We start from the raw sequence: 26,341 nt of genomic DNA, 5'->3' as shown, positions 1-26,341 counted from the left end.
AGGTATTTTATTTATGCTCGAATACACCAAAAAAGGAACAGGGAAACAGGATAAATGTGCCCCATGTTCCTTTTTGATTGTTCTTATTACTGGGTGCAGAACAGCTTTTTCACATTTTTTATTCTCGGTGTTTCAGAAGTAGCCTCTTCGAAAAATAAGCCGAATTTTCACAAAAATTTGAGAAACAATTTATGCAAAATCCCTTCTTATTTCTTGAAGCTGATTCTTTCTGTCACAACCTTTTTCTACTTTTTCCTCTTCTTATACATTTGGATCAATGCATCGATTGCCAAAAAAATAATGACGAATGCGGCAATAGCATACGTAAATATCCCTAATAAGGAAACGACCTCTGCGTTTTCTACAGGTGCTGCTTGGACAAGCAGGGAGGACCCTACGATCAATGCAGCTAAAATCATACCGAAAACAAGCCGATTGATCATACTTTCGATCCTGCTCAATAATTTGTCTTGCTTTTTCAATTCCAAATTGACTTTTCCTTGTCCCGAAGTCCACATTTCTAATAGATGGTGGAGCTGTTGAGGGATCTTAGGCGCAGCCTTCATACCTTCCAATAAGTCTAATCCGCTTTGTTTCAATGTATCTTCTACATCCAGATGAGTGAGAAAATAATGTTGGGCAAAAGGCGAAGCGACTTCCATGAGGGAAACTTCAGGATCGAGGACGCGGATCACCCCTTCTAATGTCCCAAATGCTTTCAGCAAAAGCGTGATATCACGATCGAACTGCAGATTATTTTGATGACAAATCGTCACGACGTGTGTGAATACTTCTTGCAAGTTGATTTCATCAATAGGAGAATCATAATACTGTTCAAGAAAACTTGTCAGTTCTTGGTGGAACCGACTTTCATCAAACGAGCCTTCTTGCTGACAAAGTCGAAGGACCGCTTTTTCGATTCGATAAGCATCTTTCGTATACAGCGCTAAAACGGCTTGTGTGAGCTTTTGCCTAAGACCTGCAGAAAGATGCCCCATCATACCAAAATCGATGTAGTTGACGGTATATGGCGCAACAGGGTCTTCTGTAGAAGTAGAGGCTCGAAAAGTAAAGGAACCGAACTCTTTTTCATGGACTGTTTCAGTTTTTCGGCTAGCTTGTGTCTGTTCTTCTTTTGTTAGTACATGGAATAGCAGATTCCCTGGATGAGGATCAGCATGGAAAAAACCATCATCAAATACCTGTTTCATAAAGTTCTCAACTAAAAGCTTTGCAACTTCTTGTTTCAGCTGCTTGTTTTGAATTCCAGTGATAAAAGTTTCTGTTTTGTTTTCGGCGTTCATTAAATGATTCAAGTTTTCACCAGACATTTCTTCCATCACGATCACTTTTTTCGAACAAAAAGCGTCATAAATCTTGGGGCTGCGGATCTCTTTCCAACCATTGTTCTTTTGATAGAATTGTTCGCCATTTTGACTTTCTTTTAAGAAGTCCATTTCATTGATCAAGGAACGTTTCACTTCTTGGAGTACCCCTTTTAGATCAACTACGCTAGTTTCAGGAATGTATTTGATCAAAGGGATCGCTCGTTCAAATAGTTGAAGATCAAGTCGGATCTCTTCGGCGATGTTAGGGTGTTGGATCTTAACGACGACCGAGTCACCGTTCTTCAGCTTGGCACGATGAGCCTGCCCCATAGAAGCAGAGGCAAAAGGCGATTTGGAAAAATCATCGAATATATCTGATAATGAAAGAGAAAGTTCTGTTTCGATCGTCTTTTTGACTGTTGAAAATGTGTCGCTAGGTACACTATCTTGTAATGTTTTGAATGTTTGAGTGAAGGCAGAAGAAAGCAAATCTTCTCGAACAGAAAGCATTTGTCCTATCTTGATGAAGGTGGGGCCTAACTCTTCAAAGGCTTTTTTTACCTTTTCGGGATTTTTTTGCTGTACAAAGTTTGGCACTACATTGTAATTGATGAACACTCGAATGATTTCTGCCAAGCGGCTGCGTGGATTTGTTTGCGCCATCATCATCCCTCCTTTTCTTTATCATAACTTTTTATAAAAAACGGGACAAATAATCTAGCTGACAAAAAATAAATGACGTTTGTTCTTTTAGAAACCAACTCGTTTTTTTATAAATAAGTTATTCGTTTATTTTTGTTTTGTGCTAAAATATGAGAGTAAATCACTGAACGATTTAGAATACAGGAGGACAATCTTTTGAAGATTACTTTACTATATGGCGGACGCAGCGCAGAGCATGAAGTGTCCATTCTTTCCGCATTTTCAGTTTTAAATGCCATTTATTATAATTATTACCAAGTTCAACTCGTATTTATTACAAAAGAAGGACAATGGGTCAAAGGTCCATTGCTAACAGAAAAACCTGCCAGCAAAGATGTCTTGCATCTTTCATGGGACCCAAGTGGACAGACAGAGGAAGGCTTTACAGGAAAAGTGATCAATCCGGGCGAAATCAAAGAAGAAGGAGCCATCGTTTTTCCAGTTTTACATGGGCCAAACGGGGAAGATGGAACGATCCAAGGCTTCTTAGAGACATTGAATATGCCTTACGTCGGTGCAGGCGTATTGACCAGTGCATGTGCCATGGATAAAATCATGACCAAATATATTTTACAAGCTGCTGGTGTGCCGCAAGTTCCTTATGTACCAGTACTTAAAAATCAATGGAAAGAAAATCCTAAGAAAGTATTTGATCAATGTGAAGGTTCTTTGCTTTATCCGATGTTTGTCAAACCTGCGAATATGGGTTCTAGTGTCGGCATTACAAAGGCAGAAAACCGAGAAGAATTGCAAAATGCTTTAGCAACAGCCTATCAGTATGATTCTCGAGCAATCGTTGAACAAGGAATCGAAGCTCGCGAAATCGAAGTTGCTGTATTAGGAAATGAAGACGTTCGTACGACTTTGCCTGGTGAAGTCGTAAAAGACGTAGCATTCTATGATTATGAAGCAAAATATATCAATAATAAAATCGAAATGCAGATTCCAGCCGAAGTGCCAGAAGAAGTTTATCAAAAAGCACAAGAGTACGCGAAGTTAGCTTACACGATGTTAGGCGGAAGTGGATTGAGCCGGTGTGATTTCTTTTTGACAAATAAAAATGAATTATTCCTGAATGAATTAAACTCTATGCCAGGATTTACGGAGTTCAGTATGTACCCACTTTTATGGGAAAACATGGGCTTGAAATACGGCGATCTGATTGAAGAACTGATCCAGTTAGGAATGAATCGATACCATCAGCGTCAATCTTTTTTTGAAAAAAATGAATAAAGAAAAAATAAAGGAAGAAGCTGGAGTGAACGCGTAGCCGCGTTCATTCTAGCTTCTAAATACGAATAGAGAAATTTACTTGGAAGTGAGAGTCATGCGAACCCGCCGTTTAGGCCAAACGCTTTTTTCACAACCTTTTTTAGGAGAGATCTCAATGAATCTAACAATACAAGAAATTGCACAAGCCGTGGGCAGCGAATGCTCTGCACTGACAAAGATTACCAATGTCGAATTTGACAGCCGGAAGATAACCGAAGGAAGTTTATTCGTTCCTCTTGCCGGTATGAGAGATGGACATGAATTTATCCAGCAAGCGATCACAAACGGAGCATCTGCTTCATTTTGGAGTTTGCCCGTTGAACAAGCACCAAAAGATTTTCCAGTTATTCCTGTAGCTGATCCTTTGAAAGCCATGCAGCAATTGGCAACCTATTACTTGGAAAAAGTAGGTGCAGAAGTCGTTGCAATTACAGGAAGCAATGGTAAAACCACCACGAAAGATCTAACCGCGTCTGTCTTGTCTGAAAAATACAAAACATATAAGACGCAAGGAAATTACAACAATAATATTGGTCTTCCTTACACGATTTTGCACATGCCCCAAGATACAGAAAAGATCGTTTTGGAAATGGGCATGGATCACGCCAATGAAATCACGGAACTTTCACTGATGGCTCAACCAAAAGCTGCAGCAATCACAATGATCGGTGAAGCACACATAGAAAATCTTGGGTCGCGAGAAGGAATCGCCAAAGCAAAAATGGAAATCACTGACGGACTTGTACCAGACGGATTGCTCGTTGTGCCCGCAGATGAACCGTTGCTGCAACCTTTAACGGCAACATTAGAACAAAAAGTCACAACATTCGGTATTGGAAATGGCGATGTTCATGCGGAAGTGACAGCAAAAGGAAAAGCACAAACCGATTTTGTAGTAGAAGGAGAAACATTTACGATTCCGCTGCCTGGCAGTTATAATGTAACGAATGCCTTAATCGCGTACACGATCGGACGCTTCTTTGGACTGTCCATACCTGAGATACGCCAAGGGCTCGCCCATGTTTCTATCACTCAAAACAGAACCGAATGGCTAACGGCAGGAAATGGTGCAGCTATTTTGAGCGATGTCTACAATGCAAATCCAACAGCCATGGGACTGGTATTAGATACTTTTAAAAATCTGCCAACAAAAGGGCGCAGAATCGCTGTGTTAGCAGATATGCTGGAATTAGGGAAAGATTCTTTAAGCATGCATGCGCAAATGAGTGAACATATCGATCCTGAGAAATTTGCCATGATTTTCTTGTACGGGGAACAAATGCATGCATTAAAAGAAGACTTGAATCAAAAATACCCCCAACTACCTGTGTTCTATTTTGAAAAAGAAAAGAATAAATTGATTGATGCTGTAAAACAAAATCTTGAAGCAACAGATAGTATTATGCTAAAAGGCAGCAACAGCATGGGCTTATTTGAAGTGGTAGAACAGCTTCAGCAAATGAAATAAAAATCTGTAAACTTGCAGAAAACGAAAAACTATGTTAGAATAACCTATTGCCGAAAGATGAAGAGAAATTGGACTGGTTTTGCCATAGAAACAACTTGTTGAAGCCAGATGTCATAATAATGATAAAGCTGAACGCGACCCGTTTGGCTTTTCTAATGCCTAAACTTCGCAAAGTGATTTTTCGGTGGTGCCACAGGGGCTAAGAATGGATAAAAACGTGCGTGGCCACTGTCAAAAAGAAACAATACACTTTGACCGAACAAATCGACGGGGTAGCAAAAAAGCTACATCCTCAGTTAACAACCATATAGGAGGATTCATTTGAAATTTAAAGAACTAGAATTATCACCAGAATTGTTGAAATCAGTCGAACGCGCTGGTTTTGAAGAAGCAACGCCTATCCAAGCAGAAACGATTCCACTAGCATTAGCTGGAAAAGACGTTATTGGACAAGCACAGACAGGTACAGGGAAAACAGCTGCATTTGGATTACCAATGTTAGAAAAAATCGATCCAGATCGTCACGAATTACAAGGTTTAGTTATCGCACCAACACGTGAATTAGCTATCCAAACACAAGAAGAATTATATCGTTTAGGGCGCGACAAAAAAGTACGTGTACAAGCCGTTTACGGCGGAGCAGATATTGGCCGTCAGATCCGTGGCTTGAAAGATCGTCCACATATCGTTGTGGGTACACCAGGACGTATGCTTGACCACATTAACCGCCACACATTGAAACTTGGAACCGTTCAAACATTAGTTTTGGATGAAGCAGATGAAATGTTGAATATGGGCTTCTTGGAAGATATCGAAAAAATCATTTCACAAGTTCCTGATCAAAGACAAACATTACTTTTCTCAGCAACGATGCCGCCAGCTATCAAGAATATTGGCGTTAAATTCATGAAAAATCCACATCATGTGAAGATCAAAGCGAAAGAAATGACAGCTGACTTGATCGATCAATACTATGTCCGCGCAAAAGAATACGAAAAATTCGATATCATGACTCGCTTGTTTGATGTTCAAACACCTGAATTAACAATCGTCTTCGGACGTACAAAACGCCGTGTAGACGAATTGGCACGCGGATTAGAAGCACGCGGTTACCGTGCAGAAGGAATCCATGGCGATTTGTCTCAACAAAAACGAATGAGCGTATTGCGTTCATTTAAGAGCGGTCATTTAGATATCCTTGTAGCGACAGACGTTGCTGCACGTGGATTAGATATTTCAGGTGTCACTCATGTGTACAACTATGATATCCCTCAAGATCCAGAAAGCTACGTTCACCGTATCGGACGTACAGGCCGTGCCGGAAAAGGCGGTATGTCTGTGACTTTCGTTACACCAAATGAAATGGACTACTTGCATGTGATTGAAAACTTGACGAAAAAACGGATGACGACTTTACGTCCTCCAACCGAAAAAGAAGCATTCAAAGGTCAATTAGGTGCTGCAGTTGAACAAATCGAAACAAAACTTGCAGAAAATGGTCTAGATAAATACCTGCAAACAGCAGATAAATTATTAGAAGAATATTCTGCACAAGATTTAGTTGCACTTTTGCTAAAAACGACAGCAAAAGATCCAGCTGATGCAGTGCCAGTGAAGATCACACCAGAACGCCCATTGCCAATGCAGAAAAAAGGATACAATAAAAATGGCAAACGTGGTGGCGGAAACAACCGTAATCGTCGTGACGGCGGTAATTATCGTGGAAACAAATCAAAAGGCGGTTATAGCAAAAATAATAACAGCCAAAAAGATGGCGGTAAACGTCACAATGATAAAAAACGCGGATTTGTAATCCGTTCAAATAACGATTAAACATAAAATGAAAGTTTCTCTTTTTTAAGAGAAACTTTCATTTTTGTTATTTGTGGACTTATTTGTGGCAAAATGGTTATAATTTGGTAGAATGAGAGTGTTCTAAATTTATTGAAAAGAGAAAAGCATATGATAAAAGGAATTGGGATCGATGCAGTCGAACTTCCTAGGATCACTCGGCTGATCGAAGAAAAACCAAAATTCATTGCACGAATCTTGACCTCTGATGAAATGAAACTATTCCAGTCCTTGCCTTTTCATCGCCAAGTAGAATTTTTAGGCGGGCGTTACGCTTGCAAAGAGGCTTTCTCTAAAGCTTGGGGAACTGGGATCGGAAAAGTTACCTTTCAAGATGTTGAGATTTTAAAAAATGAAAATGGTCAGCCTGTTGTGACGCGTTCACCTCATGAAGGCAATGTATGGGTCAGTATTACTCATACAAATGAAACAGCTTTTGCACAAATTATTTTGGAAGACTAGAAAGAAGGAAAAACGATGGTTGTCGCTTGGCACCGCCCAACGAAAGCAGTGATACATAAAAAAGCTATAACTGAAAATGTAGCAAATGAAGTTGCAAGACTTCCGCAAGGAAAAGAATTGTTTGCAGTAGTAAAAGCAAACGGATACGGTCATGGAGCTATTGAAACAGCTGAGGCAGCAGTTGCAGGTGGAGCTTCGGGCTTTTGTGTTTCAAATTTAGATGAAGGAGTCGAGTTAAGAGAAGCTGGATTTACTCAGCCCATCCTTATCTTGAATATGGTTCCTTACGACGCACTGGCTGTAGCTGTTGCTCATGATTTATCAGTAACTGCAGGTACACGGGAATGGTTGCAGGTAGCAGCTGCTGTTTTAGAGAAAAGTAAGCTAGAGACGCCTCTTTCGATTCATCTAAAAGCAGACACTGGGATGGGTCGTATCGGATTTTGTACACCTGAAGAAGTAAAAGAGGCAGCTGCATTCATCAAAGAAAGTCGTGTATTAGAATGGGAAGGCTTATTTACCCATTTTTCTACAGCAGATCAGGCAGATGATACATATTGGAATCTGCAAAAAGAACGCTTTATAGAAGTGCTAAAAAAACTTCCCGAACTTCCTCGATATGTACATGTCAGCAATAGTGCAACGGCTTTATGGCATGATGAAACAATCGGCAATATGATTCGTTATGGAGTAGCAATGTACGGACTGAATCCCTCTGGGCACGCACTACCGGAAGTTTATCCATTGCAGCCAGCACTTGAGCTGGTTTCTGAATTGATTCAAGTCAAAAAACTCCCAGCAGGTGAAGGAATCGGCTATGGAGAAACATATATCACTCCTGAAGCAGAGTGGATCGGAACGATACCGATCGGTTATGCAGATGGCTGGCCACGAAAGATGCAGGGTTTTTCTCTATTGGTAGAAGGGAACTACTGTGAAACGATTGGGCGTGTATGTATGGATCAACTGATGATCCGATTGCCTCAAGAATTTCCTGTCGGAACAAAAGTGACGCTTATCGGCAAAAATGCAGACAAAGAAATCACTATGCAGGATATAGCAGATCAATTAGGTACGATCCACTATGAAGTGGCTTGCGGATTAGGACAGCGGATACCAAGAGAATATCAAGAATAAGGAGGATCCTATGGTAAAAAGAGGAGATATTTATTTTGCTGATCTTTCTCCAGTCGTGGGATCGGAGCAAGGCGGAACACGCCCAGTTTTGGTTATTCAAAATAATCTAGGTAACCATTTTAGCCCGACGATCATTGTTGCGGCCATAACGGCAAAAATGGCTAAACCTAAGCTTCCGACTCACATTGGGATCAAAGCTACTGGAACAGGAATAGAAAGAGACTCCGTTATCCTGTTGGAGCAGATCAGAACGATCGATAAATCAAGATTGAAAGAAAAGGTCTGCCATTTGGATCGACCCATTATGGCAGAAGTTGACCGAGCATTGAAAATTAGTGTGGGTATCGAAGCACTGACTCCTGTTACTAAATAAATATAGCGAAGTAACCATGCAGCCTTTACATATAAAAAAGGACCAACTGTGCGTAAAAAAAGATACGTCTGCTTCTAGTACCAGCATTTCTGCTAGAAGAAGCGAACGTATCTTTTTTGATGATCCAAGGAGTGGTCCATGCGCCCTCCTCCTTTACATTACAGCCAGACTTGGATTACCAGCTGGCTTTTTTTACTCCTGGAATCAAACCTTTATGTGCTAATTCACGGAATTTTATACGGGACATCCCGAATTTACGCATGTATCCGCGAGGGCGTCCATCGATCAAATCACGATTTTTCAATCGTTCTGGACGAGCATCTAAAGGAAGTTTGCGCAAGCCTTCGTAATCTTTTTGCGCTTTTAATTCCTGGCGTAAAGCAGCATAGCGTTCAATCGTTTCTTGCTGTTTTTTTGCTTTGGCAATCTTTGATTTTTTAGCCATCAACAAATTCCTCCAATTATTTTTTATTAGCGTAAATCGTAATCTTTACGCTTTTAGATAAATAATTTAACACGTTTCGCGAAAAAAGACAATTATTTTGTTTTGAATCATGCGCCAAAACGAAAAGACATTTTTTTTGTCAAAATAAAGGCATAAACGTAAACTTAAAGAAAAAGGGAGATGGTGACCATGCGAAGATTTGCAATTAACGGTTACGGAGAAGCACAAGATGTTTTTGAAGAAATCGATGCTCATCCCAGAGAAGTCGGTTCTGGACATGTTCGTGTAGAAATAAAAGCATTCAGTGTGAATCCTTATGATGTTGCCTTGCGTTTAGGAGAAATGAAAGAGATACGAACATTGAAATTCCCTTATGTACCAGGTAATGATGGCGCTGGTATTGTGACAGAGATTGGTTCAGATGTCACAACAGTTCATGTAGGTGATCGAGTAGCTGTCCATGCAGTCGGCGGGACTTACGGAGAAGAAGTCGTGTTGCCATCAGCAAAAGTAGCAAAAATTCCAGATAAAATGAGTTGGGAAGAAGCAGCCGGAATGGTCACGCCAGGAATTACGGCTTATAATCTAATCAACCATTTGACGGAAATCCAGCCGACAGATACTGTAATGATAATAGGAGCATCAGGTGCGGTCGGGTCAAGTCTGATCCAGCTTCTCCATGAAAAGGGAATCCGAATCTTAACCAGTGCATCCAGTAAAAGTGAGGAAAAGGTAAAAAAATTAGGAGCTTCAGCATTTGCTGCTTATGATAAAACAAATCCAGGTCTGCAATTTGCTGATCAGGCAGACCTTGTAATCGATGCGACGAAAGGAAGTATCAAAGGAGAAACCGGCATCCAGATCATGAAACCAGGCGGCAGGTATGTTGCATTAAATGACCTCCCAGATCTAGATTTGCGGCAAAAAAAGGAAGGCTTTTATGAATCGTTTGTTCCAAGAAAGGAATATCTAGATGCAGAAGCCTTTGCTGGCATAATCAAAGCCTACCAAAAAGGAGCTTTTCATGTTTTTATTTCAATGAATCTGTCTGCTTCACTTAAGCATGTCATCCAAGCACATCAGCTAGTTGAAGGACATCCTCCTGCTGGGAAAATCATCCTGTCATTCGAAAAATAAGAAATACAGGAATAAAAAACGAAAAAAGCTGAAACATTTTTGTAGGGGCAAAGACAAAAAAATGTTTCAGCTTTTTTGCGTATACGTATAATAGATAAAAACTTTGGCATAAAATTATCTTTCCCTTTTATTTCATGATAAAGTAGAGGCTGTAATCCTTAATTATTTCTCAATATGTAAGAGATTACAATGAGACAATTGCCGTGATATGTCCAAAAATTCGACTTTTTTGAAAAAAGCCGATTGAAAAAAGTATGAAATACATGGTAAAGTAATTCAGCTGAAAAAAGAAGAAGGGGGAGAACTATGCAGTCAATCAAAAATACGCTTCGATTATATTTGCTTGACTGGAAACGGATTTTCAAAAACCCGATTGCAACACTTCTGATCATCGCGATCATGATCATCCCTTCGCTATATGCGTGGTTTAACATCAAAGCATTATGGGATCCATATGGAAATACTGGAGAGCTGCCAATTGCTGTTTACAGTGCAGACAAGCCAGCAGAGTTTCAAGGTAAAGAAGTGGCCATTGGGGAGCAAGTCATCGAATCGCTTCATAAAAATAAACAATTAGGATGGCAATTCGTTGATTCAAAAGAACAATTAGAAGACGGAGTCCGTTCCGGAAAGTATTACGCAGGTATTTACTTGCCAAAGGATTTCTCAGAAGATCTGCTGAGTTTTACTAGTGGTGATATCAAGAAACCAAAAATCGAATATACAGTAAATGAAAAAATCAATGCGATTGCACCGAAAATCACCGATAAAGGAGCAAGTTCGATCCAATCGCAAATCACAAATGAATTTATCAAAACAGCCAGTTCGACTTTATTGAAAGTATTCAATGAGATAGGTTACGACATCGATACGAACCTAGTAAGTATCAATAAAGTCAAAGATATGATTTTATCAACAGATGAAAATTTGGACACGATCGACGGCTACACAAAACAAGTCCTCGAATTACAAAGTCAACTACCTGAAATCAAGGAAAAACTGAATAAAGCAAATGAATTCGTGGATTACATCCCTAAAGTAGATGAGATGGGTGAAAAAGTCGTTGCATTGAATGACAAAATGCCTGAGTTGAAAGACCAAGCAAAAATCATCCTTGATTTGCAAGAAAAAATCCCAGAGATCCAAAATGCCGGTAAACAACTAGCAGAGATCGACGGCGATTTTGCTTCGATCCAAGAGACAATGAACCAAGGAATCGATGAAGCAAAACAAGGCTTGACGATCATCCAACAAGTACAGGATATCTTGCCAGATGTGAAAAATTTAGAAAATCAGGCAAGTGATCTAGCAAACCAAACAAAATCAGGTGCCTCTCAGCTGAAAGATGCGATACCAAGCATCACAAACAGCGTAGATGTCACATTGAAGTCAATTGGACAAGTGGCAACAACGACAGGTTCGTTAATAGATACTGTAAGAACAGCTATTGAAGATGGTAAGCTGACTGATGATGAAAAGAAAAACATCAGCAATGTATTGAACGGCTTTATTGACGGAATATCTCAACAACAAAATGCAATCGATAAACTGGTCGAGTTCCTGACTAAATTGCAAACAAGTGCTGGAAATACGAAATTGCAGCCAATTATTGATCAGCTAAATCAATTAAAACCCTTGCTAAGCAATCTGCAAAACCGCCTATCTGCTTTGAACACAGCTGTTCAAAATGAAGACACGAAGGCTATTGATGAATTGCTAGATCAAATTGATGCCGTTGTTAATAATATCAATGGCATCATTGCTGGTATCAATACAGGTCAAATCAGTTCCACTGTCACTTCTCTATTAGACCAAGTCATCGATACGATTGGGACTGCACAAGGGGCGCTAAGCAAAGCGGACCAGATCGATTTTGAATCTCTGCTAAGCTCAACGAAAGCAACTGTAACGAATGCAGTGGCAATTTTAGAAAAATATCAAAAAGAAATGCCTGCAATTGGACAAGAAATCCATGATGCCAATACAATGCTGAATGGAAATATGGATACCATCGTCAATGGCATCAATGAAGGGGCAGACCTATACAACAATGAATTACCGATCCTTCAGCAAAAATTAGGATTGGCCGCTGATTTTATCCAAAATGATTGGCCAGCACTAAAAAATGAAATCACCGGTACATTGACAACAGTAAATGAAAAAATGCCAGAAGTCGAAACAGCTGTGAACGCTGCTGCGGACTTGATCAACAATGACTGGCCAAATATCAAAGCTGGTATCCAAAAAGCAGCAGACGCGATCCGAAAAGGCGAACAAGAAGTCGATCTAGGCGAAGTCATCAAATTATTGAAACTAGATGCAACAAAAGAAAGTGACTTCTTTACACAACCTGTTGAGCTACAAACCAATGCGCTTTATCCAATCGCAAATAACGGTTCAGCTAGCACCCCGTTTTATACTGCACTATGTCTGTGGGTCGGCGCTGTTCTTCTTTCAAGTGTTGCTACGACAGAATACTATTTAGGAAAGAAAGACCGAAACAATTTTACGAAACGAGAACAATTCGTTGCTCGTATGCTGACATTTTTGACAATGGCGATTGCGCAAAGCTTGATCGTTACATTAGGGAATATTTTCTTACTAGGAGTAGATGTCCAAAATCCGGTCTACAGCGTGTCATTTGCTGTCTTGATCGCCTTAGCGTTCATGATGATCGTCTATGTCTTGGCTGCATTATTCGATAATGTCGGTAAAGGGATCGCTATTATCATCTTAGTACTGTCGATCTCTGGCGGAGGCGGGAACTATCCGATCCAAGTCTCAGGGAAATTCTTCCAAATGATCAATCCGTTCTTGCCATTTACTCATGCGGTAAACTTGTTACGGGAATCTGCAGGAGGAATTTATTGGCCAAATGCTACGAAAGCAATCTGGATCATGATCGGTTTGTTTGTTGTCTTTGGAATCGTAGGAACGGCAATCTATCCATTCATCGAAGAAAAAATGACGAAATTCAAAGAAGCGGCGCATGAGAGCCATATTTTTCATTAAAAAAAGAGGTTGTGACAACTGCGCTATGCTTCGAGTAGTAAGAATGATGGGTAGAGAGCAGCCTTACATCTCTCTTTCAAAAGTTAAGATATCAAAAAGGATAGAACTTGATTTTCTAAGTCAAGTTCTATCCTTTTATTATAGAATTCAAAGAAAAAGCCCATAAAAAAATGTTAGATTTTTGCTGTATTAAAGCGTTTGAAAAAGCGCTTGATATTTTTCTGTTTTTTTCCAATTATTTTCTTAAAGTTTATTGACTTTTAAGGTCAGTGAGCGTACTATAACATCTTGTTTACTATAAATTTTCGACTATAAAACTTGAAGTAAAATTGTGTGTAAAGGAGTTTAGAAATTGGATTACTTAAAAAGGTTGTTAGTAGGTAAGCCTTTAAAATCTGCTGAAAATGATGAGCACAAATTAACCCGATTTGCTGCTTTGGCATTATTGTCGTCTGATGCGTTATCATCTATTGCATATGGTACGGAACAAATCGTTGTCGTTTTAGTCGCTTTGTCTGCTGCAGCCATCTGGTATTCGCTACCCATTGCCGCTTTTGTTATTATTTTATTGATTTCATTAACGCTATCATATCGTCAAATCATCCATGCTTATCCTCATGGCGGGGGAGCATATGTCGTCAGCAGTGAGAATCTTGGAAAGAATGCTGGCTTGATTTCCGGTGGCTCTTTATTGATCGACTACATGTTGACAGTAGCAGTATCTGTCTCAGCAGGTGCTGAAGCGATCACATCAGCGGTGCCAGCACTCTACGGTCATCAAGTCGCTATTTCTGTGACAATCGTTTTGCTACTGATGATGCTGAATCTTCGTGGGCTGAGGGAATCTGCATCGTTCCTATTATTTCCGGTGTACACATTTATCCTTGTGATCTCGTTACTGATCGTTGTTGGTTTATATAATATCGTGACAGGTGCTGTGCCATTGCAAGCTACTGCACTTCCAGGAGCGGCTGTGCCGGGTGTTTCTATCGCTTTGATTTTACGAGCATTTTCTTCTGGTTCTTCCTCTTTAACTGGGGTGGAGGCGATTAGTAATGCTGTACCATTCTTTAAGAAGCCAAGAGCAAAAAATGCCGCTGCTACGTTGACGATGATGGCATTGATCTTAGGTTTCTTCTTCGTGGGGATCACATTTATCAACTATTGGTATGGGATCGTTCCTGAAAAAGAAGTCACTGTTTTGTCTCAAATCGGTAAAGCTGTCTTTGGACATGGTATTTTGTATTACGTCCTTCAATTTGCTACAGCGCTGATTTTAGCAGTTGCTGCCAATACCGGTTTTTCTGCTTTTCCAGTTCTTGCATACAATCTGGCAAAAGATAAATTCATGCCTCACATGTATCAAGATCGTGGGGATCGACTAGGCTATTCCAATGGGATTATCACACTAGCGCTAGGTTCGATCGTATTGCTGTTTATTTTCCATGGCTCAACAGAACGCTTGATTCCGTTATACTCTATCGGCGTGTTCATTCCATTTGCTTTATCTCAAACAGGGATGGTCGTCAAATGGAAAAAAGAAGGAAAAAGATGGTTAAGCAAATCGATTGCCAATATTACAGGTGCGTTCATCTCATATGCAATCATTGCGATTTTGTTTGTCTATCGGTTAGGGGACATTTGGCCTTTCTTCATCATTATGCCAATCGTTATGTTCATTTTTTATAAGATCCATGATCATTATAAAAAAGTAGCAGAACAGCTTCGTTTAGAAAATGATGCAAAACTACATGATTATGACGGGAATACCGTTCTTGTATTAGTCGGGAATGTGACACGGGTAAATATCGGTGCGTTGAATTACGCACGTTCGATCGGTGATTATGTCGTTGCGATGCATGTTTCGCTAGACGAAGATGTCGAAAAAGAAAAAGAAATCGAAGCAGAATTTAAAAAGCATTTCCCAGATGTCCGTTTTTCAATCGTCCACTCTTCTTATCGCTCGATTGAAAATCCAATTATCCGTTATGTAGATATTGTAAGTAAAAATGCAGCGAAACAAAACTATACAACTACTGTGTTGATTCCTCAATTTGTACCAAACAGACGCTGGCAGAATATTCTCCATAACCAAACAAGTTTTCGGTTAAGATTGCGATTGTCTTGGCGTGAAAATATCGTTGTCAGCACCTATAGCTACCATTTGAAGAAATAAGTCCATCAAGAATCTGGGACACAAAGTAGTTTATTGAATATCATTTAAATAAAAAAGGTCGTAGCGCTCAAGCGCCACGACCTTTTTTTGTCTTGATTCATTCTGTCTGCGATTTTTTTGAAGCTGGATCTAGCCGTCTTTCCAAAATACCTAAAATCCAGTCCGTGATGATCGCCATTAATGCAGTTGGCAAAGCACCTGCTAAAATAATCGATGTGCCATCTGTTGCATTGGTTCCTCGGATAATGATATCTCCAAGACCACCAGCACCGACGAATGCACCGATCGCGGTTATCCCGATGGCAACAACTAACGCGTTTCTTATGCCTGCCATGATAACAGAAACAGAGAGTGGTAACTCTACCATGAATAGTCGTTGTCTAGCAGTCATCCCCATGCCTTTGCCGACATCAAGGATGTTTTTGTCTACTTGGATCATCCCGGTATACGTATTCTTGATGATCGGTAAGAGGGAATACAAAAATACAGTAACAATCACGACATTGACTCCCAGACCTAATCCGATGATTAAAATGGAGATCATGGCTAGAGAAGGGATCGTCTGGATGATATTCGCCAAACGAATCACCCAGTTTGCTAATTTACGTCTCCTAGAAATCATGATCCCGACCGGAATCCCGACAACTGCTGCAAAGAGGACACCATAGATAGAAATCAGGAAGTGACGGATAAATTGTGCAAAGATATAGGAGCCATTTTCCTGGAAATAATAGAAAAATTGTTGAAAGACATTCATTTTATCCAATTGCTTCACTTCCCTTCAAAATAGTGGTTTTCTTGTAAGAAACGTTGTGCTACTACTGATGGTTCCACTAGATTATTATCTGCTTCGTAGTTCAATTCCTGCATTTTTTCCGTACTGATGGTATGACCTAACTTATTTAAGGCTTCTTTTAATTGAGGCGTATCAGCTAATACCTTGTTGTCTACAACTGGAGCAGCATCATATGGTGGGAAGAATTGACGATCATCTTCCAACATGACTAGATCATAACTGGCGATCCGTCCATCCGTAGAGTAGCCAAGAACAATATCCATTTTTCCTGCTTCGACTGCGTCATAAACAAGTCCGATCTGCATAGGTAATATCGAATTGAAGGAGAAGCCATAAGTTTCTTGGAAGCCGTCATAACCGTCTCCTTTACGATTGATCCAAGAAGTATCTACACCAGCTACTAATTCATCCGCTACATTTTTCAGATCGCTGACTTTAGATAGATGGTATTTTTGTGCGGTGTCTTTTCGAACAAGAAAGACATACGTATTTTCAAAACCATAGGACGGGAACCACGTTTGATCGTATCTTTTCTCAAATTCATCTTTCACGGTAGCAAATGCTTTTTTCGGATCTTTTTCAGGAGGAAGGTTCAATGTAGTCGTTAAATCTGTTCCTGTGTAGCGAGCCGCTGAAATTGAAGCATCTCCGTTCATCATCGCTTGATGGTTGATAGTTGTGGTAGCCAGATTGTTGATGATTGCGGTATTTTTATCTGTATAATGTTCAACCATTCCGGCAACTAGGCTTGCTAAGATCTGTGCTTCTGAAGTGATTCCACCTGTGATCGAAATGGTGTCTTCATCTGTATTGCTAGCAAGTCCAGGGAAAGAACAACTCGCAAGTATAAGAAGGGAAAAAAGTATTATGGTCATTATTAATATACGTTTCATTCTTCATTCTCCTCTCTAAGTGCAATCGGTGTCAGGCGGTGTTCTAAAATACCTAAAAGCCAGTCAGACAAGAGTGCTAAAATCGTTACAGGAATGGTACCTGCCAAAATGAGATCTGGTTGGTAATTATTCAGTCCACTAAAAATCAAATCGCCTAAACCACCAGCGCCGATATAAGAGGCAAGTGTAGCCCATGCAATCACGTAAACGGCAGCTAAACGAATACCAGCCATGATCGTTGGCATAGCAATGGGCAATTCAACGGAAAAAATGGATTGGAACTCAGTCATCCCCATGCCTTTTGCCACATCCCGATAATTCCAATCGACATTTTTCATCCCAATGTACGTATTACGTAAAATCGGCAATAATGAATAAATAAAGAGTGCGATAATCGCAGGTAATTTACCTACGCCAAATAGCGGGATCATCAATGCCAATAAAGCAAGAGAAGGGATTGTCTGCAAGGCACTGGTTAAGCCAATCACAATCGTGGCAGCTTTTGGAAAACGTGTCAGTAAGACACCAAGCGGTACAGCAATGATGATACCAATGATCAAAGCAAGTCCCGAAATATAAAGATGTTCAAAACCTTTTGAGAGAATTTCTGAACCGTGCTGATGGAAAAACTGCTGCATAGGTCAGACCTCCTTAGATTCTTCAGGAGTAGCTGACTCTGCAACATCAGTAGTTGCGGGATCTTCTCCCCAAATCACATCGTAGACGATATCCACTAATGATGCACGAGTCAGGATACCTACGACTTTGTTCTGTTCATCAACGACCGGCACGTATTTCAGCCCGCGTTTTAAAATGCGTTGCAAGGTATCACGAAGATAGGCGGATTCTTTTACGTAAAAAACATGTTTATTCAAAATGTCGCCGACACTGGATACTTTTCCTCGTTTTTTATTCAACGTTTCTACATCGATAAATCCTTTTAATACATTCGAATTATCGGTAACTAACAACGTATCTACACGTTTTTCCCTCATCAGTTTGATTGCTTCTTGTAATGATTTTTCCGGTGTAATCGTGATTGCTGTATTTAGCATAACTTCGCCGACTCTTGTCGCATTTGGCTTGGCTTGTAGTAGGCGATCTTCTCCAATCAACTCTTCTACGAAATCGTTTGCAGGATGACGTAAAATATTTTCTGGTGTATCAAATTGGATCACACGGCCTTCACTCATGATGGCGATACGGCTTGCTAGCTTAATCGCTTCATCCATGTCATGGGTTACAAATACGATCGTTTTTCCCAAGCGCTCTTGTAAATCTTTGACAAGGTCTTGCAAAGAATCACGAGTGATGGGATCAAGCGCACCGAATGGCTCGTCCATCAAGATGATATCTTGATTCGCTGCAAGGGCACGAACGACTCCGATACGCTGCTGCTGCCCACCAGATAATTCATGTGGGTAGCGATCTAACATCTCACGGGGCAATTCCACAAGATCAATCATTTTTTCAGCTGTTTTATTCCGTTCTTCTTGACTGACTTTCAACAATTTTTGGACAAGAGTGATATTTTCACGGATCGTCATGTGAGGCATCAATCCAATACTTTGGATAACATAGCCGATCTGACGTCGCAATTCCACTGGATCAATTTCTTGGATGGATTTTCCATCAATCAAAATTTTCCCTTGTGTTGGATCAGTCATTCGGTTGATCATCCGCATCGTCGTCGTTTTTCCGCTTCCACTCGTACCGATAAAACAAATGAACTCACCCTTTTCAAATGAAAGATTGACGTCCTCTACAGCGACTTTTCCACCTTTATAAATTTTTGACACATTTTGAAATTCAATCATGGTGCCACCTCTTTTTCTATTTTCAATGAAGAACTATCTATTACTAGTATGCCTAAAACAATGAGAAAATACAAATAGGGTAGTTTTTTTATTTAGGAAAACAAAAAATAGAAGTGAAAAAGTGCTGATTTTGCCAACAGAACGAAAAACATGATAGAATGATGAAGCACATGATAGAAAGTGAGTGACGATATGTTAACAACAGAAGATTTTGATTTTGACTTGCCGGAAGAATTAATCGCACAAACACCATTAAAAGACCGCGATCATTCTCGTTTACTTGTTTTGGATCGGAAAACTGGAGAGATGGAAGATAAACATTTCCATGAAATCATTGAAGAATTACACCCTGGTGATGCGCTAGTTATGAATAATACACGAGTTCTGCCTGCTCGTTTATATGGAGAAAAACCAGATACTGGTGCGCATTTAGAAGTCCTTCTTCTAACGAATACACAAGGAGATACGTGGGAGACATTGATCAAACCTGCGAAACGTGCCAAAGTGGGGACAAGAATCTCTTTTGGTGATGGAAGATTGCAAGCAGTAGTGAAAGAAGAATTGGAACACGGCGGACGGATCATTGACTTTGAGTATGAAGGAATTTTTCTAGAGATTCTTGAATCATTGGGAGAAATGCCATTGCCTCCATACATCAAAGAACGTCTGGAAGACCCAGATCGCTATCAAACTGTCTATGCGAAAGAAAATGGTTCTGCTGCAGCGCCAACAGCTGGATTGCATTTTACGAAAGAATTACTTGATGAGATCGAAGCAAAGGGTGTTGAATTAGTCTATCTGACACTACATGTAGGGTTAGGTACATTCCGACCTGTCAGCGTAGATAAAATTGAAGAACACCATATGCATAGTGAATTCTACCGTTTGACGGAAGAAGCAGCTGAGCGATTGAACCAAGTACGTAAAAATGGCGGGAAAATCGTGGCTGTCGGAACAACTTCAATTCGAACATTAGAAACGATTGGAACGAAATTTAATGGAGAAATCAAAGCAGACAGCGGATGGACTGATATTTTCATTACGCCTGGCTATGAATTCAAAGTGGTAGAAGCTTTCTCAACTAATTTCCATTTGCCAAAATCAACTTTAGTCATGTTAGTTAGTGCCTTTGCAGGAAGAGAATTGACTTTATCTGCTTATCAGCATGCGATTGACGAGCGCTATCGTTTCTTTAGTTTTGGAGATGCGATGTTCGTGAAATAAGGTTATGAAAAGCCGCTAGTTTTGAATAACAAAAAAACTTTACAAAGATTTTATGACAAAGAAAAAGCCGAGCTCTCTATAAGCTCGGCTTTCTTGTACCTCGGAAGGATTCAAATAAACAGAAATGATTGTAACTTTCCATCATACATGCAAAGCACGGTGTTGAATTTCTTCATGTTAAACAAAAATTTTGTTTTCGTTACATCTTCAACATTTGAAACATCTCTTGTTCCTATTCAATTTTCAGACGTTTACGTTATTCAATTGTTACGTATCGCATTACTTCTTGTTTCGGATACTCCGTGATCCAAACATCCATACGCATTCACTATTTATAGGTTTGTACTCTACACGCATGTCTAGGTGAAACCTGTACTTCTAACAACTTTGTTTGCTTACACTGTTCTATCGAGAAATTCTTCTGTCTATTTGATGGTATCCTCCTTCCTTACATCTATATAATAGCATCCTTTGGTAGCGTTTGCAAATATAAACACTTTAGATTTTACGCTTTCTTAACAAATAATCGATAAGCCCTTTATTTGAAGTAAATAAAAAAAGGATGTTATAGTAAAATAAGTACCTTTTTTTGTACGAAGATTTTAAAGGAGGAATAGGATGGAAGAATACAAGCAGACAATAGAAGAAGTAAAGAAGGTAACAGAAGCAGATCCAGATACTGGGTTGTCTTCACAAGAAGTGGATGAACGGCGAAAAAAGCAGGGATTGAATAAATTCGATGAGGCGCCGAAAGAATCGATGATCAAAAAATTCTTTCGAAGCTTGTCGGATTTTACAACGATCATCCTTCTCGTAGCAGCGGTGATTTCCTTTTATACCGCATTTGCTACAGAACATGGGGATTTATTTGAAGGACTGCTGATCATCGCTATCGTTGTGATCAACTCGGTATTGGCGATTGTCCAAGAAGGAAACGCAGAAAAAGCACTGGAATCCTTGCAAGATATGAATAAACAAACGGCAACTGTCATACGAGACGGCAAAGTGACCACTGTTGAGTCAGAGCAACTGGTAGTGGGTGATATTCTTGTTTTAGAGTCCGGTGATGCTATTTCTGCCGATGCCCGTTTGATCGAAGCATCACAATTACGTGTAGAAGAATCGGCGTTGACTGGAGAAAGTGAAGCAGTTGAAAAAGATGCAGCGTTTATTGCTGAAGAAGATGAGCCATTAGGTGACCAATTTAATATGGTATTTAAAGGATGTACGGTTGCTGCAGGTCGTGGGAAAGCTATCGTCACTGCCATTGGTATGGCTACAGAAATGGGTAAGATCGCGGATCTTTTGAACGAAAATACTATGCAAAAAACACCTTTACAGGTCCGATTGAATCAGCTAGGCAAACGAATCAGTATGATCGCTTTAGCGGCTGCGGCTTTAGTATTTGTGATTGGTGAACTGCAAGGAGAACCACTCCTTGAGATGTTCATGACTTCGATTTCCTTGGCTGTTGCAGCTGTACCGGAAACCTTGACTGTTATTGTTACGTTGACACTTGCATACGGTGTGCAGAAGATGGCGAGGAAACATGCGATCATCCGACAGTTACCAGCAGTTGAAACGCTAGGAACCGCTAATGTTATCTGCTCAGACAAAACAGGAACGCTGACACAAAATGAAATGCGCGTCCGCCGGGTATGGAGCAAAGAAGATGAAGTAACGAATATCGAAGACTCAATGACGAACAGCGCGATGGAAATATTGAAAATGGCTGCACTATGTACAGATGTGACGGTCGAGCAAGAAGATGACGACCTTGTTATCAAAGGTAATCCAACAGAAGTAGCCATCGTTAGGGCTGTTGAAGAGAATTATCATACAAAAGCAGAATTAGAAGAAAAATATCCACGAGTAAACGAGCTTCCTTTTGATTCTGAACGAAAAATGATGACAACAGTTCATCAAATGGGTGAAAAATACATCTCAATCACCAAAGGAGCATTCGATGTTCTTGCTCCGCGCTTTAGTTCAGGCGATGTAGAACAAGCAGCGATCGTCAATGATCGCTTTGGTAAACGGGCGCTGAGAGTGATTGCTGTTGGTTATGCTACTTATGACGAAGAACCGCAAGATATTTCTTCTGAAGCACTGGAAAAAGACTTACGTTTGATTGGTCTGATCGGAATGATCGATCCACCACGTCCAGAAAGTAAAGGAGCAATCAAGCGAGCGAAAAAGGCTGGCATCAAAACAGTCATGATCACTGGAGATCATGTGGTAACTGCCAGTGCCATAGCGAAAGAATTAGGTATCTTAAATGATCCGTCAGAAGCACTTTCAGGATCAGAACTGCATCAATTATCAGACGAAGAATTAGATGAGCGTGTCAAAGCTCTCTCTGTCTATGCTCGGGTAACGCCAGAAGACAAGATCCGGATCGTCAAATCTTGGCAACGTACAGGTGCAGTCGTAGCGATGACTGGTGATGGTGTGAATGATGCACCAGCGTTGAAAGCAAGTAACGTCGGATGTGCTATGGGGATCACAGGAACAGACGTGGCGCAAAGTGCCGCAGATATGATTCTGACGGATGACAACTTTGCGACGATCGTAGACGCTGTCAGTCAAGGTCGTTCGGTTTATCAGAATATTCGTAAAGCTATCAACTTTTTGCTAAGCTGTAATATTTCGGAGATCTTTATTGTTTTGATTGCGATGCTGTTAGGCTGGGGAGCGCCATTCACAGCTGTGCAACTACTGTTTGTCAATGTAGTTGCCGATGGTCTTCCAGGATTTGCTTTGGGAAGAGAACCAGCAGAACACGGCATCATGGATCAGCCTCCTATTCCGAAAAACGAAGGGATCTTTGCTCGAGGTTTATTGCAAAAAATCGCCATAAACGCAGGAGTCTTCACCATCGTAACGCTGTTTGGTTACTATTTAGGTAGTTATGTCGATACTATTAGCCCATGGGTAGATGCAAGTCAGCATGTCGGTCAAACTGTTGCATTCTTGATCTTAGCTTATTCATCGATTTTGCATGTGTTCAATGTACGCAGCAGTCAATCGATCTTCAAAGTTAATTTAGCAACCAATAAAGCTTTGGTAGAAATGGCGTTACTGGCATTAGCTATTACAACGGCTGTTGCTTTGCTGCCATTTACGCAAGAACTATTCGGCCTAGTACACATCAGTTTGAATCACTGGTTCTTGGTAGGGATTTTGTCTATCGTACCAATCGCGGTCAATGAACTGATCAAGTTCCATCGATTACCGGAAGCAGAAGAAGAGGAATGATCAACTGTTTCTAAGTTGATTTTCTTTTTACTGGAACTATACAAAAAGGAGGTGTGACATAAATGTTGTCACACCTCCTTTTTGCTAATGGGCTGAATGTTTCTTTTACTACCTCTCGATAAACGGTGTTCTCCTGCCAACCCCTCGGTCACAAGTCACACTCTCTTTTAAATATCTTTTGGCAATTGTTCATAAAATGCTGCTTTTGTTGCGGAAATGTATGGGCTGAGCCATAGATAACCAATACCAGCAGTTGCTAATGCTAAGATATGCCAGCCGATAAATGAAAGATCTAACCAGAAAAGTTGTCCTTTATAACCATCCATCAATTTTCGACTTGCAGTGATTGTATCCAGTACTTTAGGTGTTTGTCCTGTTTCTTGGACGATATCGTAGTAGATAAAATAGCTTTGAGAATAAGAATAGCTTTTAATGATTCCAGGAATAACTAATAGCAAACCCCATAATGTTGTAAAGATCGAGATCAGCACAGCTAAGCCGATCACTCCGCCGATAAACAAACCTTTGAATCCACGAAATGCATCTTTGAATGGTTCGATCTGATCTTTTTGTCCACGTAAAATATCAAGATAAGTCCAAGAAATACCGCTCATGAACAAAGCGCTAATGATGCTGGAAATAATTCCGCCACCGCCTCCTGAACTACCGCCTCCTGAAGTTGTCGCATCTGAGACGCTCGCTGATCCATCATATATGGTGGTGGCAAACAAGATAATAGGAATCATAATAAGAAGAATAGCAGCAATACCAATCAATGTAGGGATTAGATTTAGTAAAACAGCTTGCCCCCAACGTCCTTTTAAACTCTCTTTTGCTTGGCGTTTTAGTTCTGCAGAAGATTGCATAATTTTTCCCTCCTTTTCTTTAATAACACCAATATACCATGTATAAAAAAATATTTCTGTCATAATGTTTTTCTTTTTTTTGTTATTCATAAAAAAAGGATAAAAAAAAGAATATTAAATAAAATAGAAGGAAGCCGAGGGAACTTGCAAAAAGCACTTGAAACGATTATGATGGTGGGAGTTGTCAAGATATTTTATATAGAAAGTAGGGAAATGAATGACGCAACCTGCCATTCGCTATCGTTTAATCAAGAAAGAAAAACATACTGGCGCGCGTTTAGGGGAATTGATCACGCCACACGGAACTTTCCCCACACCAATGTTCATGCCAGTAGGAACATTAGCAACAGTAAAAACAATGTCCCCAGAAGAGTTGAAAGAAATGGGTGCTGGCGTTATTTTAAGTAATACATATCATTTATGGCTGCGCCCTGGTGAAGACTTAGTAGAAGAAGCTGGCGGACTGCATAAATTTATGAACTGGGATCAACCGATTTTAACAGATTCAGGCGGCTTTCAAGTTTTTTCATTAAGTGATATGCGGAATATCGAAGAAGAAGGCGTGCATTTCAAAAATCACTTGAACGGTTCGCGGATGTTTTTATCACCAGAAAAAGCAATCAACATCCAAAATAAATTGGGCTCTGATATCATGATGAGTTTTGACGAATGTCCACCATTCGATGAAAGTTACGACTACGTGAAAAAATCGGTAGAACGTACGTCTCGATGGGCAGAACGAGGATTGAAAGCTCATGCTAATCCAGATCGTCAAGGATTGTTTGGAATCATCCAAGGAGCAGGATTTGAAGATCTTCGTCGTCAAAGTGCGAAAGATCTAGTCGGGATGGATTTCCCTGGTTACTCAATCGGCGGGTTATCTGTCGGGGAACCTAAATCAGAAATGAACCGTGTATTAGAATTCACTACACCGTTGATACCCGAAAACAAACCACGTTACTTGATGGGTGTCGGCGCTGCTGATTCATTGATCGATGGTGTTATCCGTGGAGTAGACATGTTTGACTGTGTCTTGCCTACTCGAATCGCTCGAAATGGCACATGTATGACTTCTCAAGGCCGTCTAGTAGTGAAAAATGCGAAATATGCCCATGATTTCCGTCCAATTGATGAGAAATGTGATTGTTACACATGTAAAAACTATACACGTGCATATATCCGCCATTTGATCAAATGTGATGAAACATTTGGCATTCGTTTGACTTCTTACCATAATTTATACTTCTTGTTGAATCTAATGAAACAAGTACGTCAAGCAATCATGGATGATAATTTGCTTGAATTTAGAGAAGCCTTTTTTGAAGAATACGGGTTCAATAAAGAAAACGCAAAAAGTTTCTAAAGGAAAATCTTTTAAAAATTAAGTAAAAAACTAGTGTTAACAGCATTTTTCTGCTAAAGTGTTTTTTGTAGATACAGAATTAGTGAGGTGAAAAAAATGGGATCATTACCAATGCTTGTGATGTTTATCGCGCTATTAGCAATGTGGTTTTTTATGTCACGTTCGCAAAAGAAACAACAGCAAGAACGTCAAAACTTGTTAGATAGCATGAAACCAGGTGATTCAGTCGTAACGATCGGCGGATTACACGGAGTTGTTTCAGAAATCGACAATGATAAACGGACAGTCGTTTTAGACTGCGAAGGGATCTTCCTTGAGTACGATCGTGCAGCAATCAAAACGGTCAAACCAGGGACTGTCGTAACAAATGATGCAACGACTACTGTTGAAACAACAGAAGAACCAGCTGAGACAGTTGAAGTAAAAACTGAAACAACAGAAACGCTGGAAGAGAAGAAAGAAAAATAAGTATCAAAGCTTATTTAAAGACGAGGTAGGGCAGAAAGATGTCCTACCTCATTTTTTATTCAAAAAAGAAAGAGATAAGAGTATAGGATATATTGCTCAATATTGAATAATCGGGTGTGTCATATAAATAATAATAAATAACTTTATATATTTTTCTATACAAACACCTGTAAATAAAGCAATTTTATATTTAAAAATAACTGTGAAAAAAATCACAAAAAAGTGTTTACATAGAAAAACAAATATTGTATGATATACATGTGAATGATTTAACAAATAACCATGACCCATTA

The 26,341-nt window shown here is 39.9% G+C and carries 20 protein-coding genes; 13 read left to right on the top strand and 7 right to left on the bottom strand.

The genetic code is table 11. The annotated features are described in order from the left end of the window. Window positions 1-245: 245 nt before the first annotated feature. Window positions 246-1,991 carry an ABC1 kinase family protein gene (locus OS138_RS03220; RefSeq protein WP_325069707.1) on the bottom strand — a complete coding sequence of 582 codons (1,746 nt, stop codon included), beginning with the start codon at window positions 1,989-1,991 and terminating at the stop codon, window positions 246-248. Between the two features lie 195 nt (window positions 1,992-2,186). Between OS138_RS03220 and OS138_RS03215 the strand changes: the two genes are divergently transcribed. From OS138_RS03215 to OS138_RS03190, 6 genes are all read left to right on the top strand, one after another. Next, window positions 2,187-3,263, top strand: coding sequence for a D-alanine--D-alanine ligase (locus OS138_RS03215; RefSeq protein ID WP_002293424.1), 1,077 nt, complete (start codon window positions 2,187-2,189; stop codon window positions 3,261-3,263). A 154-nt stretch (window positions 3,264-3,417) separates the two neighbouring features. After that, on the top strand, window positions 3,418-4,770 hold the full coding sequence (locus OS138_RS03210) for a UDP-N-acetylmuramoyl-tripeptide--D-alanyl-D-alanine ligase (protein WP_325069706.1): 1,353 nt from the start codon (window positions 3,418-3,420) through the stop codon (window positions 4,768-4,770). Between the two features lie 321 nt (window positions 4,771-5,091). Then, window positions 5,092-6,603: a degradosome RNA helicase CshA gene (gene cshA / locus OS138_RS03205; protein WP_002296553.1), complete on the top strand. Its 1,512-nt coding sequence runs from the start codon at window positions 5,092-5,094 to the stop codon at window positions 6,601-6,603. A 129-nt stretch (window positions 6,604-6,732) separates the two neighbouring features. Then, window positions 6,733-7,083 (top strand): holo-ACP synthase, encoded by a 351-nt coding sequence (gene acpS, locus OS138_RS03200; RefSeq protein ID WP_002296554.1) that lies wholly within the window; start codon window positions 6,733-6,735, stop codon window positions 7,081-7,083. A gap of 15 nt (window positions 7,084-7,098) precedes the next feature. Continuing rightward, the gene (gene alr, locus OS138_RS03195) at window positions 7,099-8,220 is read left to right on the top strand and encodes an alanine racemase (protein WP_325069705.1); all 1,122 of its coding nucleotides are present in this window, start codon (window positions 7,099-7,101) and stop codon (window positions 8,218-8,220) included. A gap of 10 nt (window positions 8,221-8,230) precedes the next feature. Further along, complete coding sequence (locus OS138_RS03190) at window positions 8,231-8,593, top strand: type II toxin-antitoxin system PemK/MazF family toxin (RefSeq protein WP_002289874.1); 363 nt, start codon at window positions 8,231-8,233, stop codon at window positions 8,591-8,593. A 175-nt stretch (window positions 8,594-8,768) separates the two neighbouring features. Here OS138_RS03190 and rpsN read toward each other — a convergent pair whose 3' ends face one another. Further along, entirely contained in the window at window positions 8,769-9,038 is a 270-nt protein-coding gene (gene rpsN / locus OS138_RS03185) for a 30S ribosomal protein S14 (RefSeq protein ID WP_002293413.1), read from the bottom strand. A 189-nt stretch (window positions 9,039-9,227) separates the two neighbouring features. Between rpsN and OS138_RS03180 the strand changes: the two genes are divergently transcribed. The 3 genes from OS138_RS03180 to OS138_RS03170 all read left to right on the top strand — a co-directional run bounded on the left by OS138_RS03180 (window position 9,228) and on the right by OS138_RS03170 (window position 15,363). After that, complete coding sequence (locus OS138_RS03180; RefSeq protein ID WP_325069704.1) at window positions 9,228-10,175, top strand: NADP-dependent oxidoreductase; 948 nt, start codon at window positions 9,228-9,230, stop codon at window positions 10,173-10,175. Between the two features lie 306 nt (window positions 10,176-10,481). After that, window positions 10,482-13,187 (top strand): YhgE/Pip domain-containing protein, encoded by a 2,706-nt coding sequence (locus tag OS138_RS03175; protein ID WP_010727997.1) that lies wholly within the window; start codon window positions 10,482-10,484, stop codon window positions 13,185-13,187. Window positions 13,188-13,539: 352 nt separating this feature from the next. Next, on the top strand, window positions 13,540-15,363 hold the full coding sequence (locus OS138_RS03170) for an APC family permease (protein ID WP_325069703.1): 1,824 nt from the start codon (window positions 13,540-13,542) through the stop codon (window positions 15,361-15,363). A gap of 97 nt (window positions 15,364-15,460) precedes the next feature. Here OS138_RS03170 and OS138_RS03165 read toward each other — a convergent pair whose 3' ends face one another. The 4 genes from OS138_RS03165 to OS138_RS03150 are packed head-to-tail and all read right to left on the bottom strand — an operon-like array spanning window position 15,461 to window position 18,869. After that, window positions 15,461-16,138 carry an ABC transporter permease gene (locus OS138_RS03165; RefSeq protein WP_325069702.1) on the bottom strand — a complete coding sequence of 226 codons (678 nt, stop codon included), beginning with the start codon at window positions 16,136-16,138 and terminating at the stop codon, window positions 15,461-15,463. Next, entirely contained in the window at window positions 16,135-17,052 is a 918-nt protein-coding gene (locus OS138_RS03160; RefSeq protein WP_086324362.1) for an osmoprotectant ABC transporter substrate-binding protein, read from the bottom strand. Before OS138_RS03160 ends, OS138_RS03165 begins: the two co-directional genes overlap by 4 nt. Further along, complete coding sequence (locus OS138_RS03155; protein WP_086324363.1) at window positions 17,049-17,690, bottom strand: ABC transporter permease; 642 nt, start codon at window positions 17,688-17,690, stop codon at window positions 17,049-17,051. The genes OS138_RS03160 and OS138_RS03155 overlap by 4 nt, the downstream gene beginning before the upstream one ends. A 3-nt stretch (window positions 17,691-17,693) precedes the next feature. Next, a complete protein-coding gene (locus OS138_RS03150; RefSeq protein WP_002294192.1) occupies window positions 17,694-18,869 on the bottom strand; it encodes a betaine/proline/choline family ABC transporter ATP-binding protein in 1,176 nt (391 codons plus the stop codon). A 192-nt stretch (window positions 18,870-19,061) separates the two neighbouring features. Here OS138_RS03150 and queA point away from each other — a divergent pair, with 192 nt between their 5' ends. Both queA and OS138_RS03140 read left to right on the top strand, forming a co-directional pair. Further along, on the top strand, window positions 19,062-20,093 hold the full coding sequence (queA, locus tag OS138_RS03145; RefSeq protein WP_325069701.1) for a tRNA preQ1(34) S-adenosylmethionine ribosyltransferase-isomerase QueA: 1,032 nt from the start codon (window positions 19,062-19,064) through the stop codon (window positions 20,091-20,093). Between the two features lie 618 nt (window positions 20,094-20,711). Then, on the top strand, window positions 20,712-23,351 hold the full coding sequence (locus OS138_RS03140; protein ID WP_104765311.1) for a cation-translocating P-type ATPase: 2,640 nt from the start codon (window positions 20,712-20,714) through the stop codon (window positions 23,349-23,351). 167 nt (window positions 23,352-23,518) lie between these two features. Here OS138_RS03140 and OS138_RS03135 read toward each other — a convergent pair whose 3' ends face one another. Continuing rightward, complete coding sequence (locus OS138_RS03135; protein ID WP_002294185.1) at window positions 23,519-24,217, bottom strand: DUF975 family protein; 699 nt, start codon at window positions 24,215-24,217, stop codon at window positions 23,519-23,521. A 217-nt stretch (window positions 24,218-24,434) separates the two neighbouring features. Between OS138_RS03135 and tgt the strand changes: the two genes are divergently transcribed. Then, window positions 24,435-25,580, top strand: a complete 1,146-nt coding sequence (gene tgt, locus OS138_RS03130) for a tRNA guanosine(34) transglycosylase Tgt (RefSeq protein WP_002294183.1) — start codon at window positions 24,435-24,437, stop codon at window positions 25,578-25,580. Window positions 25,581-25,676: 96 nt separating this feature from the next. Further along, complete coding sequence (gene yajC / locus OS138_RS03125; protein WP_086324370.1) at window positions 25,677-26,048, top strand: preprotein translocase subunit YajC; 372 nt, start codon at window positions 25,677-25,679, stop codon at window positions 26,046-26,048. Window positions 26,049-26,341: the final 293 nt, after the last annotated feature.

The organism is Enterococcus sp. E5-37 (assembly GCF_035726925.1).
GTDB classification, from domain to species: domain Bacteria; phylum Bacillota; class Bacilli; order Lactobacillales; family Enterococcaceae; genus Enterococcus_B; species Enterococcus_B faecium.
The sequence above is the reverse complement of the archived record's forward strand: the minus strand, read 5'-3'. Positions and strand labels throughout refer to the sequence as shown.